This window comes from Rufibacter ruber, from assembly GCF_001647275.1.
Taxonomy (GTDB): Bacteria; Bacteroidota; Bacteroidia; order Cytophagales; family Hymenobacteraceae; genus Nibribacter; species Nibribacter ruber_C.
The window spans coordinates 208,899-224,468 of the sequence record NZ_LRMM01000001.1 but is presented as its reverse complement, the minus strand read 5'-3'; the positions used below and the strand labels follow the sequence as shown (position 1 = coordinate 224,468).

The 15,570-nt window shown below is 53.5% G+C and carries 14 protein-coding genes; 4 read left to right on the top strand and 10 right to left on the bottom strand.

Features of this window, described 5'->3' with window-relative positions; all coding sequences use genetic code 11:
* The first annotated feature begins 65 nt into the window (after positions 1 to 65).
* Positions 66 to 3,449 carry a type I restriction endonuclease subunit R gene (locus tag A8O25_RS23655; protein WP_082893371.1) on the top strand — a complete coding sequence of 1,128 codons (3,384 nt, stop codon included), beginning with the start codon at positions 66 to 68 and terminating at the stop codon, positions 3,447 to 3,449.
* A 3-nt stretch (positions 3,450 to 3,452) separates the two neighbouring features.
* Here the strand turns inward: A8O25_RS23655 and A8O25_RS00880 are convergent, their stop codons facing one another.
* Together A8O25_RS00880 and A8O25_RS00875 are read right to left on the bottom strand one after the other, a co-directional pair.
* Entirely contained in the window at positions 3,453 to 3,692 is a 240-nt protein-coding gene (locus A8O25_RS00880) for a hypothetical protein (RefSeq protein ID WP_066829513.1), read from the bottom strand.
* Between the two features lie 28 nt (positions 3,693 to 3,720).
* Positions 3,721 to 5,379 carry a hypothetical protein gene (locus A8O25_RS00875; protein ID WP_153042538.1) on the bottom strand — a complete coding sequence of 553 codons (1,659 nt, stop codon included), beginning with the start codon at positions 5,377 to 5,379 and terminating at the stop codon, positions 3,721 to 3,723.
* Positions 5,380 to 5,697: 318 nt separating this feature from the next.
* On the opposite strand from A8O25_RS00875, the gene A8O25_RS00870 reads away from it, so the two are divergent.
* The 3 genes from A8O25_RS00870 to A8O25_RS00860 all read left to right on the top strand — a co-directional run bounded on the left by A8O25_RS00870 (position 5,698) and on the right by A8O25_RS00860 (position 8,157).
* Positions 5,698 to 6,024 (top strand): hypothetical protein, encoded by a 327-nt coding sequence (locus tag A8O25_RS00870; protein ID WP_066829509.1) that lies wholly within the window; start codon positions 5,698 to 5,700, stop codon positions 6,022 to 6,024.
* Positions 6,025 to 6,220: 196 nt separating this feature from the next.
* Positions 6,221 to 7,228: an amidoligase family protein gene (locus A8O25_RS00865; RefSeq protein WP_066829501.1), complete on the top strand. Its 1,008-nt coding sequence runs from the start codon at positions 6,221 to 6,223 to the stop codon at positions 7,226 to 7,228.
* Positions 7,216 to 8,157, top strand: a complete 942-nt coding sequence (locus A8O25_RS00860; RefSeq protein WP_066829500.1) for a gamma-glutamyl-gamma-aminobutyrate hydrolase family protein — start codon at positions 7,216 to 7,218, stop codon at positions 8,155 to 8,157. The genes A8O25_RS00865 and A8O25_RS00860 overlap by 13 nt, the downstream gene beginning before the upstream one ends.
* A gap of 283 nt (positions 8,158 to 8,440) precedes the next feature.
* On the opposite strand, the gene A8O25_RS00855 is transcribed toward A8O25_RS00860, so the two are convergent.
* From A8O25_RS00855 to A8O25_RS00825, 8 genes are all read right to left on the bottom strand, one after another.
* Positions 8,441 to 8,902: a DUF4268 domain-containing protein gene (locus A8O25_RS00855; protein WP_066829499.1), complete on the bottom strand. Its 462-nt coding sequence runs from the start codon at positions 8,900 to 8,902 to the stop codon at positions 8,441 to 8,443.
* A gap of 482 nt (positions 8,903 to 9,384) precedes the next feature.
* Complete coding sequence (locus tag A8O25_RS00850) at positions 9,385 to 10,371, bottom strand: aldo/keto reductase (protein ID WP_066829497.1); 987 nt, start codon at positions 10,369 to 10,371, stop codon at positions 9,385 to 9,387.
* 169 nt (positions 10,372 to 10,540) lie between these two features.
* On the bottom strand, positions 10,541 to 11,437 hold the full coding sequence (locus A8O25_RS00845; protein WP_066829496.1) for an aldo/keto reductase: 897 nt from the start codon (positions 11,435 to 11,437) through the stop codon (positions 10,541 to 10,543).
* Between the two features lie 401 nt (positions 11,438 to 11,838).
* Positions 11,839 to 12,501, bottom strand: coding sequence for a transmembrane-type terpene cyclase (locus tag A8O25_RS00840; RefSeq protein ID WP_082893370.1), 663 nt, complete (start codon positions 12,499 to 12,501; stop codon positions 11,839 to 11,841).
* 204 nt (positions 12,502 to 12,705) lie between these two features.
* Complete coding sequence (locus tag A8O25_RS00835; RefSeq protein ID WP_241498898.1) at positions 12,706 to 13,248, bottom strand: Mut7-C RNAse domain-containing protein; 543 nt, start codon at positions 13,246 to 13,248, stop codon at positions 12,706 to 12,708.
* Between the two features lie 3 nt (positions 13,249 to 13,251).
* Entirely contained in the window at positions 13,252 to 13,455 is a 204-nt protein-coding gene (locus tag A8O25_RS23650) for a ubiquitin family protein (RefSeq protein WP_241498897.1), read from the bottom strand.
* A gap of 159 nt (positions 13,456 to 13,614) precedes the next feature.
* The gene (locus A8O25_RS00830) at positions 13,615 to 14,037 is read right to left on the bottom strand and encodes a response regulator (RefSeq protein ID WP_066829495.1); all 423 of its coding nucleotides are present in this window, start codon (positions 14,035 to 14,037) and stop codon (positions 13,615 to 13,617) included.
* Positions 14,019 to 15,389, bottom strand: a complete 1,371-nt coding sequence (locus A8O25_RS00825; RefSeq protein WP_066829491.1) for a sensor histidine kinase — start codon at positions 15,387 to 15,389, stop codon at positions 14,019 to 14,021. Before A8O25_RS00825 ends, A8O25_RS00830 begins: the two co-directional genes overlap by 19 nt.
* Positions 15,390 to 15,570: the final 181 nt, after the last annotated feature.

Here is a 15,570-nt window from a genome sequence, read left to right as displayed (position 1 = left end):
GGCTGCTGGAGCAGGCGCCCTACACCTACCAGCACGGCGCCGAGATAAAGCGCGACCAGAGCAAGGTGGTGCTGGAAGACGCGTTTGCCGCCTACCTGCAGCGTCGCTACCCGCAGGTGCCAGACAAGGTACGCCAGGAGCTGAAGCAGGAGTTCCTCTTCAACAAAGGCACAGACCTGCCCCAGCGCAACCACGCCTTCCACCTAAAGCTCAGCAAAGGCCTCAGCAAAACCTGGAAAGACGCGCACGGCCAACCCCAGTTCGGCCACTTCTACCCCGTAGACTATGACACCCTGCAGAATAATGAGTTCAGGGTAGTCAACCAGTTCACCATTGTGGGCAAAGGCAAACGCCGCCCAGACCTTATTATTTTTGTGAACGGCCTGCCGCTGGTGCTCTTTGAGTTCAAGAACCTGTTCAACCAAGACGCCACCGTAGAGGCCGCCTTCAACCAGGTGCAGCACTATACCCTTGACATTCCGGCGGTGTTTGAGTACAACGCCCTCACCGTGGTCTCAGACGGCCAGACCACCCTGCACGGCATGTTCAGCAGCGGCTTGGAGTGGTACGCCGCCTGGAAAAGCATAGACGGCCGCGAGGTAGTAGACAACGGCTTCGCGCTGGAAACCCTCATCAAAGGACTGCTGGTGCCGCACCGCCTGCTCCAGTACGTGCGCCACTACATCTTCCATGAACTGGACAAAGGCGAGCTCATCAAGAAAGGCGCTAAGTACCACCAGTTCTTCGGCATTCAGTACGCCCTGCAGGAAACTCTCAAAAGCGTGCGCCCCTACGGCGACGGCCGTATTGGCGTTATCTGGCACACCACCCGCTCCGGCAAGAGCATCACCATGGCCATTTACACTGGCATCCTGCGCCAGCTGCCCCAGCTCCGGAACCCCACTATTGTGGTGCAGGTAGACCGCTTTGACCTGAACCGCCAGCTCTTCGAGGATTTTGTGGCCGCCAAAGACCTGGTAGGCGACGTGACCATCGCCAACACCACCGACGAGCTGCGCACCCTGCTCAGCGGCGAGGGCGGCGGCGTGGTGTTCAGCACCGTGCAGAAGTTCAACCTCAAAGACACCTCCACCGGCCGCGAACTGGAGCACCCCGTCCTGAGTTCCCGCGACAACATCATTGTGATTGCCGATGAGTGCCACCGCACCCAATACGGCCTGGTGCAGGGCTTCGCCAACAACCTGCGCCGCGCCCTGCCGCAGGCAAGTTTCATTGGCTTCACCGGCACGCCCGTAGACAGCAAAGACGCCGATACCGTGGCGGTGTTCGGGGACATCATCCATACCTATGACATAAAGCAGGCTACCGAGGACAAAGCCGTGGTGCCCATTTACTACGAGCCGCGCCTAGCCAAACTGCATCTGGGCAACGCCCACCTAGAGGAAGAAGCTGAGGAAATCACCGGCGGCTTGGACGAGAACGACAAGAACAAGATTCTGTGGGCTGCCATGGAAGACGCCGCCGGTTCTCAGGAACGCGTGGCCGCCATTGCCCGTGACATTCTGCAGCACTATACCGCCCGCAACGCCAGCCTGAGCGGTAAAGCCATGATTGTGTGCATGAGCCGCCGCAATTGCGTGAAGCTCTATGACGCCCTCACCGCCCTACCCAACTGCCCCGAGGTAGCCGTGATCATGACCACCAACATCGCCAAAGACCCCGTGGCCTGGAACCCGCACGTGCGCACCAAAGAAGCCATGGAAGCCATCAAGACCCGCTTCAAAGACCCCGATGACCCGCTGCAACTGGTCATAGTGCGTGACATGTGGCTCACCGGCTTCGACAACCCCGCCATGCACACGCTCTACGTAGACAAAGTGATGACCGGCCACAACCTCATCCAGGCCGTGAACCGCGTCGCCACCGTCTTCCGTGACAAGCCCAGCGGCCTCATCGTGGACTACATCGGCATTGGTGACCGCCTGCGCGACGCCACCAAGAAATACACTGGTGCCGGTGGTTCTGGGGCTGTGGCTGTAGACATTGAAGAGGCGTTTGAATTGACCAAAGAGCTGATTCAGCAGCTGCGCGAAGCCTTGCCTGGCGGTAAGGTAACACTTCAAACACCAATTGCTGCAACTGCTGTTCGGGATTTGCCATCACATACCACCGTACCTGCGGATTTACAATCCGCTCCACATCAAGCGCCAGAAAGGGGATTACAAATCCCCGAAGTAGATACATCCGGATTACAAATCCGGAAGAGCGATAGCGAAGGCGACAATAGCGGAGGGAGTAACGGCGAAGGCCAAATTCAGAAGCGCGAAAAGAGCGAAATACGCATTCCGTCCCCCTTTGAAGGGGGTAGGGGGATGACCATGGCCGCCGAAGACGCAGAACCTTACACCACGAAGCAAAAAACAGAAACAGAAACCACCGGCAATGCGTGGCTCAGCACGAGTAATCCTCCCCCTACCCCCTCCAAAGGGGGACGAAATGCGTACCTAGTCAATGAGCACTTCAGCACGAGTGAACATCCCCCTACCCCCTTCAAAGGGGGAGTATCTACCTTCCCGTCGGTGCACGCGGCCATCCCGTACTTCTCCAGCCTGCCCAAAACAGCACGCCTGAAACTGGTGGGTTTTGCCACCAACGCCCTTGTGGCAGATGATGACCTGTGCAAAACGTTTATGCTGAATGAGAAGAAACTCAGCAGCCTGGCCCCTATTGTCAAAAGCCACGAGCGTATTCATGAACTGGCCGCTGATATTGTGTACCTGCAGCATGTGGGCGCAGCGGTGCGCAAGGTGAAATACCCCACCACCAACAGCAAGAAAACGCAGGGCCAGATCAAAGACCTCATCCACCGCAGCATTGAATCTGAAGACGTGGTAGACGTTTTCCAGATGGCTGGCATAGAGCGCTTTGACATCTCCATCATCAATGATGCCTTTCTGGCCACCGCCAAAGAGCAGAAAACCGGCAATGAACTCAAGCTGGAGCTCCTGCGCCAGATCATGAACGATGAGATCAGGCTCCGCTCCACCAAAAACCTGATCAAGTCCCGCAAGCTTAAAGAAGAGGTAGAAAAGATCATTGCAGACTACCACGCCCATTTCTTTGACAGCCTGGTGGCCATGGAGAAATTGCGGGCCGTGGCCAGGCAGATGCAGGAGGAAGACCAACTGCGCCAGCAACTGGGCCTCACTGAAGAGGAAGAAGCCTTCTACCAGATCCTGGCCAACCACCCCCACGCCGTGCAGGAGGTTGACCAGATGAAGGATCTGGTGAAAAAGATTCTGGCCGAGGTCAAGAAGAGCGCCTCCCAACCCGACTGGTACAAGAAGGATGACACCAAAGCCCAGCTACAGCTGGCAGTGAAGAAGGTGCTACGGTTTAAAGTACAGGCAGACCTGCAGGAGATTCTGGACGAAATACTGGAGCAGGCCGAGGAGCGGTATAAGGTGTGGGCGTTTGGGGCGGCCTAGGGGTTAATCTTCTATAGAGAAATAATCACAAAGCACGGTGACCGTATCTCCCTTGTCTTTGTACCTGTCTTTCATGCCAGCTTCAAACCCTTCTACAAAGTAAATATCTTCATCACAGATAACCTGGTGTTCAATGATGGCCATTTTAGGGGTTTGGGCAATGCAGGAAATGCAGCTGGGGGTATCACATGAAAGAAGAAAAAGGAGAAGGATTACCAGGGAGTAGGGCGCTTTAGCTTTCATAACACAGGTCTAAGAGGTAAACTGACATTTAAAAGCTGTACTGCACCCCAAAGTAAAACTTAGGCTTATCTCTGAACTCTAATTTCAGGGCATTCTCAATTTCGGCTGTTCCAGAGACCTTGTCGCCCACTTTCAGCATAGACTCATCCAGCACCCGTTCCCAGGACCAGATAGGGCCTGCCGAAAACGCAATGTGGTTGAGAGGTTTCAGGAACCTGAGCCCAATGCCTGTAAAGAGGGTGGGCCGGTCCTCGCCAGTTCCAATTCCTATCTGGTACAATGGCACAACATGTGAATTCACAAGTTTAGGGTACAGGTTTAACATGGCACCCGCTACGTACCTGATGTTCTCTTTACCCGCACTTACTACCACTGTCTCTCCATCCCTTTCCTCAGTGCCATACTTAGAATACGATATATTGGTAAACAGCACCCCTACCCCCACTTCTGTCACAATTAAAGAATGCTCCCGTACCCGCAATTTGGCAGTACGCTCATCTTTCTCCTCAATAATGATTCTTTCTTCGCTGTCATTAAAAATCAAATTTCTTTTAGCCACCTTTATGCTCACCTCATTCAGCATACCCGGTTCCACCTGAATGTTGTCAACAAGAAAGCTATTGCCATCAGAGAGAAACAATACATTTTCTATTGACTTTACAAGCTTCTTCAGCTCCTCAATAACCAGGCTCCGTTTATTTAGCTGATTCTTCACGGCAGTAGAGAAATTAAGGGTATTCTGTTGCATCACAGCACCCAGGGCTATACAACCATTGGTTGTGCGGCTCACCATCTTGTTATAATCATTTAATTGGGTAAGTTCTTTAGACATTTCCTCCATGGTTGCCTCTAATGCTTTGATGCTCTTCCTGAAATTAGCCGTCTCTGATCGTAAAGTTTGAGCATCTGGGATATTGTACATAGTCTCCAGGAGTTCCCTAGCGCTGTCTTTGAACTGGATTGATTTTTCCTCTATTCTGGCCAATCCTTCTATAAATTCAAGTGATTTTTTATTATCAAGACATATAGTATCAGCGTTAGAAAGCCATAAGATCAGTGACAAGAGTTCTGGAGACTTTATCTTCTTGATTGCATTAGTGATTCTTTTTTCATTATTAACCAAAAGAGGAACCTCTACCGCTGGTTGCACTGCGGTAATTTTTCCGGTCCTGGGGTTCATACTTTTTAATTGAGCGTTTGCCTTATTTAATTCAGCGTTTGCCTTATTTAATTTATAATCCTGAATAATGTTGTCAAGTTTTGCCTCTGCTTGTTGGGGAGCAGGTGTTTGCCCAGCATACTTTCCGCCGCTTACCTCATTTAACATAGAAATAGCGGAAGTCAAAAACTCATTGGTCTTGGTGATGACTGGGTCTTTTTCTGACTCTTGCGTAAGGGTGATGTTATATTGTAACGGGTTTACAAATTCCATCATTAAATTAAAACTCCCGTTTGCCGCCGCCAGGTTTAAAGGCAAGGTGCTGGCTTTCTTAAACACAGGAAGCGAATTCGCTTTTCTATAATCTTCATCAATCACATATTTCAAATGACCGTTATTGTTCGGGTCAAAACCTAACCCAATATTTTTTCTTACTACCCTGGATTTTAGAATTTCATCTGTCTGCCCCACCGCAGGGGAAACTACCAGCAAACAGAAAATGAGATAAAGAAACGGTGGTGTTCTCATTGAATTTTAGATTTAACATTTTAGCCCTAATCAACCTAAGCGGCCTTCACACCAGGGGAGTATGACAGATCAAATTTTCCTGTACAAGTCCTGAGCCTTTCTTAGAGGCGCAGGGTCGCGTTGCAATGATTAAAGTTGATGTGATAAAGCAGGGCAAGCAATACTGACTTTCAGGTAAATCCTTCTGCCTGAACAGGTTTGACCCCAGATTCAACCCTCTTTAAGGTACTGTTCCCACCCGTTCTGCGGTTTCTGGTAGCGCTGCTCCATTTCTTTCCTTAATTTCCCGTACAAGAACCTCTACTAGTTGCCCACCCCATGGAAAATCTGGATAGCAAAAATTGGAATGAAGACCGGTACAGTGAGCTGAATGCGTACTTTAGGGAGAGAATCAGGAAACAGCTGGACGAACACCCAGACCTGCAACAGCCGGAAACAGACCGGAGAAACCTGCAGCTGGCGGAAATCATTGACAGCCTGCCCCTCCATGACCAACTGCTCTGGCAGGAGTTTCTGGAGCTGGACCAGCTCAAGATGCACCTGGACATGCAGAATTACCTGGAGGGCAAAGGCTCCCCCACAGACTTTCAGAACCGTTTCATTCAGCGGTACCGGAACCCAGATGACACCGCCTCCCATTGGTAGGCCGGGCGCCTGTCTTCTGGCGTGCGTTCTGTTTTAGGGCTGTTTTTAGAAAAACAGCCCTAAAACAGAAACTCTGAACCAGGTGGTGGCCCCACCATGAGTAAAATACAGGCCCTTTCTCCTGCTAAAAGCGGCCAGTACCGCAACGCCCGCTTAATTTTCCCGTTCAGATAGTTCTGTTTAATTCTTTCATACTATGGAATTTAAGGAGCTACCCATCAAAGTGAATGCCAGCGGGGAGGAAAGAAAAGTGGGCTTCGAACTGGAGTTTGCGCAGGTGGGCGTAGACGAGAGCGTACAACTTATCATAGACTTGTACGGCGGCACCTGCCAGAAGGAACACCGGTTCTCGCAGAAGGTGGTGAACACCCGCCTGGGTGATTTTTCTGTGGAAATTGACCTGAAACTCCTCACTGAGAAGAAATACAAATACATCTTTGATAAGCTGAACATAGACCTGGAGCACATTCAGGTGGGCGGCAGCACCCTGGAGGAAAAGGTAGAAGATACGCTGGAGAGCATGATCCAGAAGGTGATCCCCTATGAGGTGGGCGCGCCGCCCATTCCTTATTCGCAGCTGCACCAGTTAGAGCCGCTCCGGAGGGCGCTGCTGGAGCACCACGCCCAGGGCACTGAGGCGTTTTTCACCAACGCCTTCGGCACCCACATCAACACAGAGCTGCCCGCCTCAGACCCGGCTACCATTCTCCGTTACCTGCGCGCGTTTCTGCTGCTGTACCCCTGGCTGGTGGAGAAAGGGCAAACTGATTTCGCCCGCCGGCACATGACCACGTTTATCAACCCGTATCCGGCAGAGTACATAGCCCTGGTGCTGCCCCCCTCCTACCAGCCGGACCTGCCGCAGCTCATTGAAGACTACCACCACTACAACCCAGACCGCAACCGTCCGCTGGACCTGTACCCGCTTTTTGCCCATCTGCAGGAAGAGCTGGTCAACAGCTACACCAACCTGGGCAGTGTGAAAGCCAGAAACACGTTCCATTACCGGCTCCCCAACAGCCGCGTCTCAGACCCCAACTGGACCCTGGCCCAGGAATGGAACCTGTGGGTGGTCATTGAAGAGCTGGCCGCACAGCCCGGGCAAATAGCGCAACTGAGCCAGGAATACCTGCGTCTTAAGAAAGACACCCTGCTGGGCTTTGAGGAGAAATGGGTTAAACGCATAAACGAGTGGCATTCTTAGAAAACAGAAACAAAATCAACCGCAACCGCCCCACCATTGGAGTCACGGGGCCAGACAAGGGCGGCGAGGTGGCGTGGCTTTTTGCCGCCCTGGGGGTACGGCTGGCGGGGGGCAAACCCGTCCGGATCACGCCCTCCTCCCCCCGCACCTCAGACGGTTTGCAGGGGCTCATCATTGGCGGCGGCGCCGATATTGACCCGCAGGTGTTTCAGCAGGAAAACCTCATCAACGAGTACCTGCAGCGCACGTTGCAGCACCCCCGCAAAAGTTTCCTCACCAGAGTTGGCCGGTTCATCCGGTGGACGTACTACCCGCTCCTGTTTTTCCTCCGGAAGTTATTCAGCCGGAAGCCCCAGTGGTCTGTTGACCGGGAGCGCGACCATCTGGAGTTCCAACTCATTCACCAGGCCTTCACCAAGCGGTTACCGGTACTGGGCATCTGCCGGGGCTCCCAACTCATGAACGTCTATTTTGGCGGCACGCTCTACCAGGACATCCAAACGTTCTACAAAGAGGAGCCCAACCCCTCCAGCATTTTCCCGGTGAAGAAGGTGCGCATTGCCCCGGGGAGCAAACTGCAACAGGTGCTGGGGGTGGAGAAACTGAAGGTGAACGCGTTGCACCACCAGGCGGTACATGTTCCTGGCCGGGGAATCCAGATTGTGGCGAGGGAGAAAAACCAGGTGGTGCAGGCTATTGAGAACACACTGGCGCCTTTTATGCTTGGCGTGCAGTGGCACCCAGAGTACCTGCCGCAGCACCAGGAGCAGCGGCGCATTTTTAAAAGTCTGGTGCAGCACGCGCGGTTGGTACAGGCACAGATTGAGGAGCCTGATATGCAGCAGGCCATCTCTTCGCCCAGAAGCAGGGCGCTGGAGGCAATTGAGCAGCAGGAAATGAACCTCCAACCCCGCTCTGGTAATGTCTGAGTTTCTGTTTTTGCTGTTTTTCAGAAAACAGGCCAAAAACAGAAGGTATTCCGGTTCTTAGATAAAGAAGCTGATGTGAGATTTCAGGATTCGGCATTCAGAGGCTTTTGGCTGGCGAAGGCTGTGGCCACGTTTTGGGTCTACTTTCCTAAAAACAGCCCGGAAACAGAAACTTGCCTGCTTACAAACGCCCAAGCAGATGCTTACGCCCGGGGCTCAAAAGAAAACGCTCAACCACGTTTATGCCAGACAACCAACCAGCGCATTGCCCAAAAGAAACGCCTTATTTCAGGGAATCAAAGGCGTACTGGGCATCGGTCCAGAATTCATCTAAGGCTATGATGCGCGGTTTGAAGAAGGTGATGAGCGTTCCCCAGTCATCTTTGTTGAACACATTCACCGCCGGCAGTTCTGTGTAGATGCGGCTAATGGTCTCCCCCAGTTCGTCCTGGGCGTGAAGCTCCCATTCCCAGGTTTCGCCCAGCGTTTCATGCAAAACAAGTTTCAGGGCCTGAAACTGCTCAAAGAACATCTGTTGAATCTCCAGGTCACGGTGGGTCATCTCAATCCCGATGGAGGCGGCTTTTTTTTCTGCCCGCATCCGGAAGTACACGTTCTTCAGCCCGGTTTTATAGTTAGACCAGTTGATCCTCATCCCCTCGGCCGACGGGATAGGGGCCATGTACTGGCCAAACGTAGTCCAGAAGGCCTGCCGCATCTGTGAAGCTTGTTCTCTTGTATACATAGTCAAATAGAAAGAGCGGCCACAAAGGTAAGGTCTGGCGGCTTGGGTTGCCTCCTTGGCCGCGCTTTCCCAAACTCCCCCTGTTGGCACCCGCCACCGCTCCTTAGTACTTTCTTGTTGCTAGGGGTGTGCCCAACCCCCTCTTCCATCTTTTTATTTAGTCAGCTGAAGGCGAAAAGGCGCCTGAACCCGCTCCAGACAAGCACAACCTGCTGTAAAAGAAGACGCTACACCACTACCTCTGTCATTTTGCCCCTTCAGTGTGCCTCCTTCCCCTGGGCAGGCCCGTTGAATAAATACCAACTTTTAGGTATTCTTTTCCTCAACTTTTAGCGGGTACTTTGCCACCAGTGGAAAGCAATCCGTTGATGATTCCATTGGGTTTTTTGTTTTTGTTTATAAAAAGGGGGAATCGGGGGATATCCCCCTTTTTAGCTTTAGGGGCAGCAGCTGCCCTACTGCGTCTTCTCCAGGTGTGAGCGCTACCACTGCTCGTGCACCGTAGGCTTGATGTACTGGTTATAAACAGCCTCCACCCCTTGCATCTGCTCAGGTGAGAGCGCAGGCAGGGCCGCCGCCTGCAGGTTGGTGGTCACCTGCTCCGGCCGGGAGGCCCCGGGAATCACGGTACTCACCTCCGGGAACATCAACACCCACCGCAGCGCCCACGCCGCCAGCGGCGCCTGCCCCGGGAACAGCTTCTTCAGTTCTTCGGCCGCCTCAACCCCTAAATCATAGTCAACCCCAGAGAACGTCTCCCCTTTGTCAAACGCTTCGCCGTTCCGGTTGAAGTTGCGGTGGTCTTCCGGGCTGAACGAGGTGGCATGGGTGAACTTACCGGTTAACAAGCCGCTGGCCAGCGGAACCCGCACAATCAGCCCCACATTGTTTTCCTGGGCTTTAGTGAATAACTGCTCACTGGGCTTGAGCCGAAACATATTGAAAATCACCTGGATGGTGGCCACGTTCCCGTAGTCCATGGCAAGCAACGCCTCCTCTACCAGCTCCACACTCACGCCCAGGTTCCTGATCTTGCCCTGTTCCTTCAATTTGGCAAAGGTCTCAAAGATCTCAGGCCGCCGGTACACTTCTGTAGGCGGACAGTGCAACTGGATCAGGTCCAGGGTTTCAACGCCCATGTTCCGGAGGCTCTCCTCTACGTATTGCTGCAGGCGCTCCGGAGTGTACCCCTCGGCGGTGTGCGGCTGAATCTGCCTTCCGCACTTGGTGGCAATAAAGACCTCCTCGCTTCTGCCCTTGACCACTTTGGCCACGGCCGCCTCACTTAACCCGTCACTGTACACGTCTGCGGTATCAATGAAGTTGACCCCGCCGTCAATGGCGGCATTGATAATTTCTGCCGCCGTGGCCTCTTTGAAAGGCTCTCCCCAACGGCCCCCCACCTGCCACGTGCCCAAGGATACCTCAGAAATTTGAAAGCCGGTTTTGCCTAATGTTCTATAGTTCATATTGCTGCTTCTTAAAAGTTCACTTACTAACCAATCCAGCCAAACGTGCGCCTTCTGTTTTAGGGCTGTTTTCAGAAAAACAGCCCTAAAACAGAAGCTCCTTTGCAGACGGGCTACTAGTATATACTGTAAAACTGGATCTAAGATATGCCTTTACGGCCTGCCACTGTTAACGGTGCTGCGCATAGGTGGCCGCAGGCAGAAGTTGTTGCAGCATTGCTACCTGTTGGGGGGCAAGCGGTGCCGCCCTGGCTGCCGCCAGCAGCTGCGCCAACTGCTCCCGGGTTCGCACTCCCAGAACGGCTGTAGCCACCGCTGGCGCCTGCAGCACATACTGTACCGCCAGGGCGAGCTCTGAAGCATCTTGGGTTGCCAGGGCCTGAACGGCCGAGGCCATTTTTGCCACCTGCCCGGCAGAAAGGTCCAAATATGCTTTTGCGGGCTTCCCGAGCAGCAATCCCTGGGCCAGGCTTCCGCGGGCTAAAACGCTGATCTGGTGCTGCTGGAGCAGATCCAGCACTTCTTCCTCGGGTCTGCGGTCCAGCAGGCTGTACTGCATCATCAGGCTCACCAGGTTGGCCCGCCGCACATACTCCCTGATCACATTGGGCCTGATGGAGGAAATACCGTAGTACCTGATCTTGCCCTGCTGCTGCAGCAGTTCAAAAGCCTCAATGGTCTCCTCTATGGGATCTTCCAGGGTGCCGCCGTGTAACTGGTACAGGTCAATGTAGTCTGTTTGCAGCCGCCGCAGGCTCTGCTCTACCGCCTGCAGAATGTAGGCTTTGCCGGGGTTCCAGTCCCAGCCGCTGCCGTCTGGGCGCCACTGGTTTCCTACTTTGGTGGCCAGTATCACCTGGTCCCGCACGCCTTTGAAGGCTTTGCCCACGGTTTCTTCGTTCCCGCCCTGGTCATATAGGTCGGCGGTGTCAAAGAAGTTGATGCCGCCCGCCAGGGCCTGCCGCAGCAGTGTGGCGTTTTCTGAAGGGGTTCCTTTCAAAGACATGCACCCAAAGCTGAGGGTGCTGACGTGCAGGTCTGAGGTGCCCAATTGGTGATACTCCATGTTCGCGTCTGTTTTTGGCTGTTCTTTCCTTCTTGAAGTTGTGTAGCGTCTGCTGGTCAGCCCCGGGCACCAGCGTACACCGGTGCCCTGTTAGAAGCTTCTGTTTCCGGGCTGTTTTTTAAAAGTAGCCCTAAAACGTAGGCACAAGCCGCTGGATGCTGAAACCGGAAAACTCTAAACAGCTTCTATGTTTACACCTGTCTTTTACGCGGTAAAACGCCCTACAGGAACCTGCGCTCACCCGTTTCCCGCCCCGTAACACTTTTACGTGGTTTAAGAACGGCTTCCGTAGAACCTTTGTCTGGCACATTTTGCCTGTTAAACCCAACCGGTAAACATGCTTTTAACGCAAGTTCTGCAATGAGGGCTACCGGCACAAGGCAAGTATACGGCGGGTAAGTCTACAGCCTGGCCCAGGGGTTCTCCCCTTCCCGCCTGAGCTGGAAGTAGAGCAGCAGAAAATAAACAAGGTCAAAGACAAAGATGCCGCCGTACAGCAGCAGCAGCAGATAAGACCCCGGAAAATAAAGGTAAAACAGCACCGACGGAAAGATGGTCCCCACCATCTTCGCCAGGGCAATGTAGACCGACTGCCCCTGCACGCCCTTCCGTTTCAGGAACAGATGCACAAACAGGATAGACATCATCAGGTTCTGCCCAAAGGCGGCATAAATGCCAATGTACTCGTTAAACTCCACAGAGATCACCGCAATGAGAAGGGCGGCGAACACCAGCGAAAACAGGAACGCGGGGTAAAACAGGTTCTGGGGCAGCTGCTCCGGAAAACTGCTTCGGCCGTACCTGATGTATTGCCAGAGAATGCCCACGTCAAAGAGAAGCCACAGGTAATCAATGAAGAGCTGGGGCTGCGGGTGCGGGAACACAAAGGAGAAGATGAACTCCCAGGAGACATTGGCGCAGAGTGCCGCCATGGGCATGCCGTAGGTTTTGTCCAGGAAGCCGCGCCGAAGGATCAGGAGGTAGGTGATGGTCCAGAAGATACCGCTGCCAATCATCAACAGGTGGGAAACGGTTTCGTTCAGATGTTGTGGGTTCTGTAACATATTTCCCTAAACAGAACTATGAGGCAGTAGGTTTGAAATGGAGGGCTGCGTTTTGTAAAGGGGCGGCTGGCGACCTGTTTTGGAGCTGTTTTGCTGAAATCAGCTCCAAAACAAACGGCAGGGGAAAACTTTTCTCCCCGCTGTTTTGAGGCTGTTTAGGAAAAAACAGGCCATAAACGCTCCCCCTACAAGACCCGCCCCACTTCATTCAAGCTGGCCCAGAAACGTACGCATGCGGTCATAGTGGGATCCTTTCCAGTAGACCCGCCGGCAGCTGGCGCACTGGAAGAATTCATGGAAGTACAACTTTGTTTTCGGCGGAAGCCGCTCCTGCACAGCTTCTTTTGGCACTTCTGTTAAGGTGCCGTTGCAGACGGTGCAGCGGGTAAATGGCTGGAACCACGGCTTTAGATCATACCGCCTGATTACTTCCTCCAGCTGTGGGCGGGTGTGCTGGGACCGGAGCCAATAGCCCCATTGCACCTTTCTGTGCTTCAACAGGCCCACGTCTCTGGTGAGCACCACCCGCTCCTCCCGCTCGGCAACGGCGGCAATGGCCGCATCTGGCATCTCCTGGGCGTACACAGTATCAAATCCCAGCAGCCGGAGCGCCCGCGCCAGCGTTCCCAGATGTACATCTACCACAAAAACGGGTAAGCCCGGTGGCGAAACTGCGGGCAGCAGGGGTTCAGTACCCGGGGGCGCCTCAGCGTGGGCAAAGACTTCTACGCGGGCACCTGGAGGCAAAGGTTATTTGAAGCGCACAGACTTGCCGTTCAGGAGAATGGCACCCACCTCAGGGTGCGGCACCCCAAGCGCCTCAACGGCATCTTTTACGGCCGGCGATCCGGTAAACCTATACGTTCCCCAATCCGGTTTCCGGTTCAGCGGGTAGAAGTCCCGCAGGGGACCATGAAATTTAAAAAGCGCCTCCTTCACCATTGTTACCAACATACTGCCGCCCCCTCAGAAAGTTATAACGTTCTTAGGCCGAACTTGAACCAAATGGATAGTAGAAGAGGGTGGCTTCCTGTTTTAGGCCTGATTTTCAAAAAACAGCGCTAAAACAGAAAATAGCGGGAGGCCGGCTGTCACCGAGGCAAAGCGTTCAACCTAGGCTGTGCCCAGGTCAGGGAAATAGGTGCTGATGATCTGGTGTACCATGGCCACCGACAAAGGTTTGCTCCTGAACGCAGCCACCTCCGGGGCCTGGAGGGCTTTTTTTTCGTCTTCGTGGTTCACAGAGGCTGACAAGACCACAATGACCGGCTTGGTAGCCGTGTCTTTTGCTAGTTTCCGGTACTCATCCAGGAAGTCAAACCCGGTGTGGCCGGGCAGGTTCAGGTCCAGGAAGACTAGGTGGGGCAGTTGCGTGGCTGGGATGGTTTGGTCCTGGAAGATGGCCAGAGCGTCTGGCACGGTCTCTACTACGTTGAGTGTATGGGGCACGCCAGACGCCTGCAGGGTTAGCGTGTGCAGAAAGTTAGTGGTGTCATCATCATCAACCAACAAGATATTCAGGCTTCTGGTAAGCATTGTTCTTTGGTAAGCGGTAGGCTAAAGCGGAAAATGCTCCCCCCCTCCGGGTTTGGTTCCACCCAGATTTTGCCGCCGTGCAGCTCCACAATCTTACGGCAGTACGCGAGCCCTATACCGGTACCCTCATACCTTGACTTTGGGTGAAGACGCTGGAAAATAGCAAAGACTTTGTCCTGAAACTTAGGTTCAATGCCAATTCCGTTGTCAATAAAAGAAAAAAGCCAGTGCTTGTCCAGCTTTTGGACCTTTATCTGAAGGCATGGTTGGGTGCCTGGCCGCTGAAACTTGAGGGCATTGCTGATCAGATTCTGAAACAACTGCTTGATCTCCAGCGCATACCCCTGCAACTGCGGCAGGTTGTCTGCCTGAATCTCAGCCTCCTTTTCTTTGATAAACGTGTCCAGGTCGGCCAGCACCGTCTCCAGCAGGGTCTGGCAGTTGACCCATTCCAGGGCATTTTCTTTGCCAATGCGCGAGTACTCCAGCAGCCCCGTAATGAGGGCCCGCATGCGGTGCACAGACTGCCTCAGAAAACGCAGGTACATCTGTGAGGGCTCATCTAACCGCCCCTGGTTCTGGCTCTCCAGATGGTCTACCAGGGAAGAAATGGTGCGCAGCGGCTCCTGCAGGTCATGCGAGGCGATGTAGGCAAACCGCTCCAGTTCCTCGTTCTGGCTTTTCACGGTGATCAGCATCTGGCCCAGGTGCTTTCCCTTCTCTTTGAGCCTCCGTTTCAGGTTTGCCTCGCGCACAATGGTTTTCTGCAGGCCGGTAAACACAAGGTCTAGCAGGGCAGACGTGATCAGGCTTAAAAACAGCAGGTTCACAGAAAAGACTATCCAGCCACTGGTGCTGTACAGTTCCAGCAAAGGCAGGTCAAAGAGCCGGTACTGAATGACCACGCCAAAGCCCAGGCAGAGTACGCAATTCACCGCCACCGTGAGATAGGCCTTTTTGGGCGAAAACGTGAGGGCGGTAAAGATGGTCACCGCCCACAGGTACAGCACCCCGGGGCCAAACGTGCCCAGAAAAACAGTCAGGCTCACGGCCAGCAGGTAGAGCAGCACCACCAGAAACGTCTTTTTCACCTGCAGGCGCAAACGCCGGGTAAAGGTGATCAGCAGCATGGTGCAGAAGGCGAACAGCTCAATACAAGCGAGCACGTCCTGTCCATTGATGTAAGCGGCCACCAGACAAGGCACCAGGGCCACCAGACTTACCGGAATGCTGTACAGCAACACATTGGCGAACAGATAATCCCTCCAGAAGGACAGGTCTTTCAGGTTAGGTTCAATGGGGCCAATGGTGTTGCCCATCACATAGTTCCTGTACCGTTGCCACCCGTTCATGTGTACATTCCTGAAATAAATTCATTTTTCTTAATATTACTAAATATTCGCAGCACTTGTACATCTGCCCAGGCCGGGCAGCCAACGCAAGAGGGAAAAACCGCAATAGTACGGGCAAAACCCAAACTTTTCACGGCTTCTCCTGTTTCACAGGCGAAACTTTACCAGTACCACCTCTTAG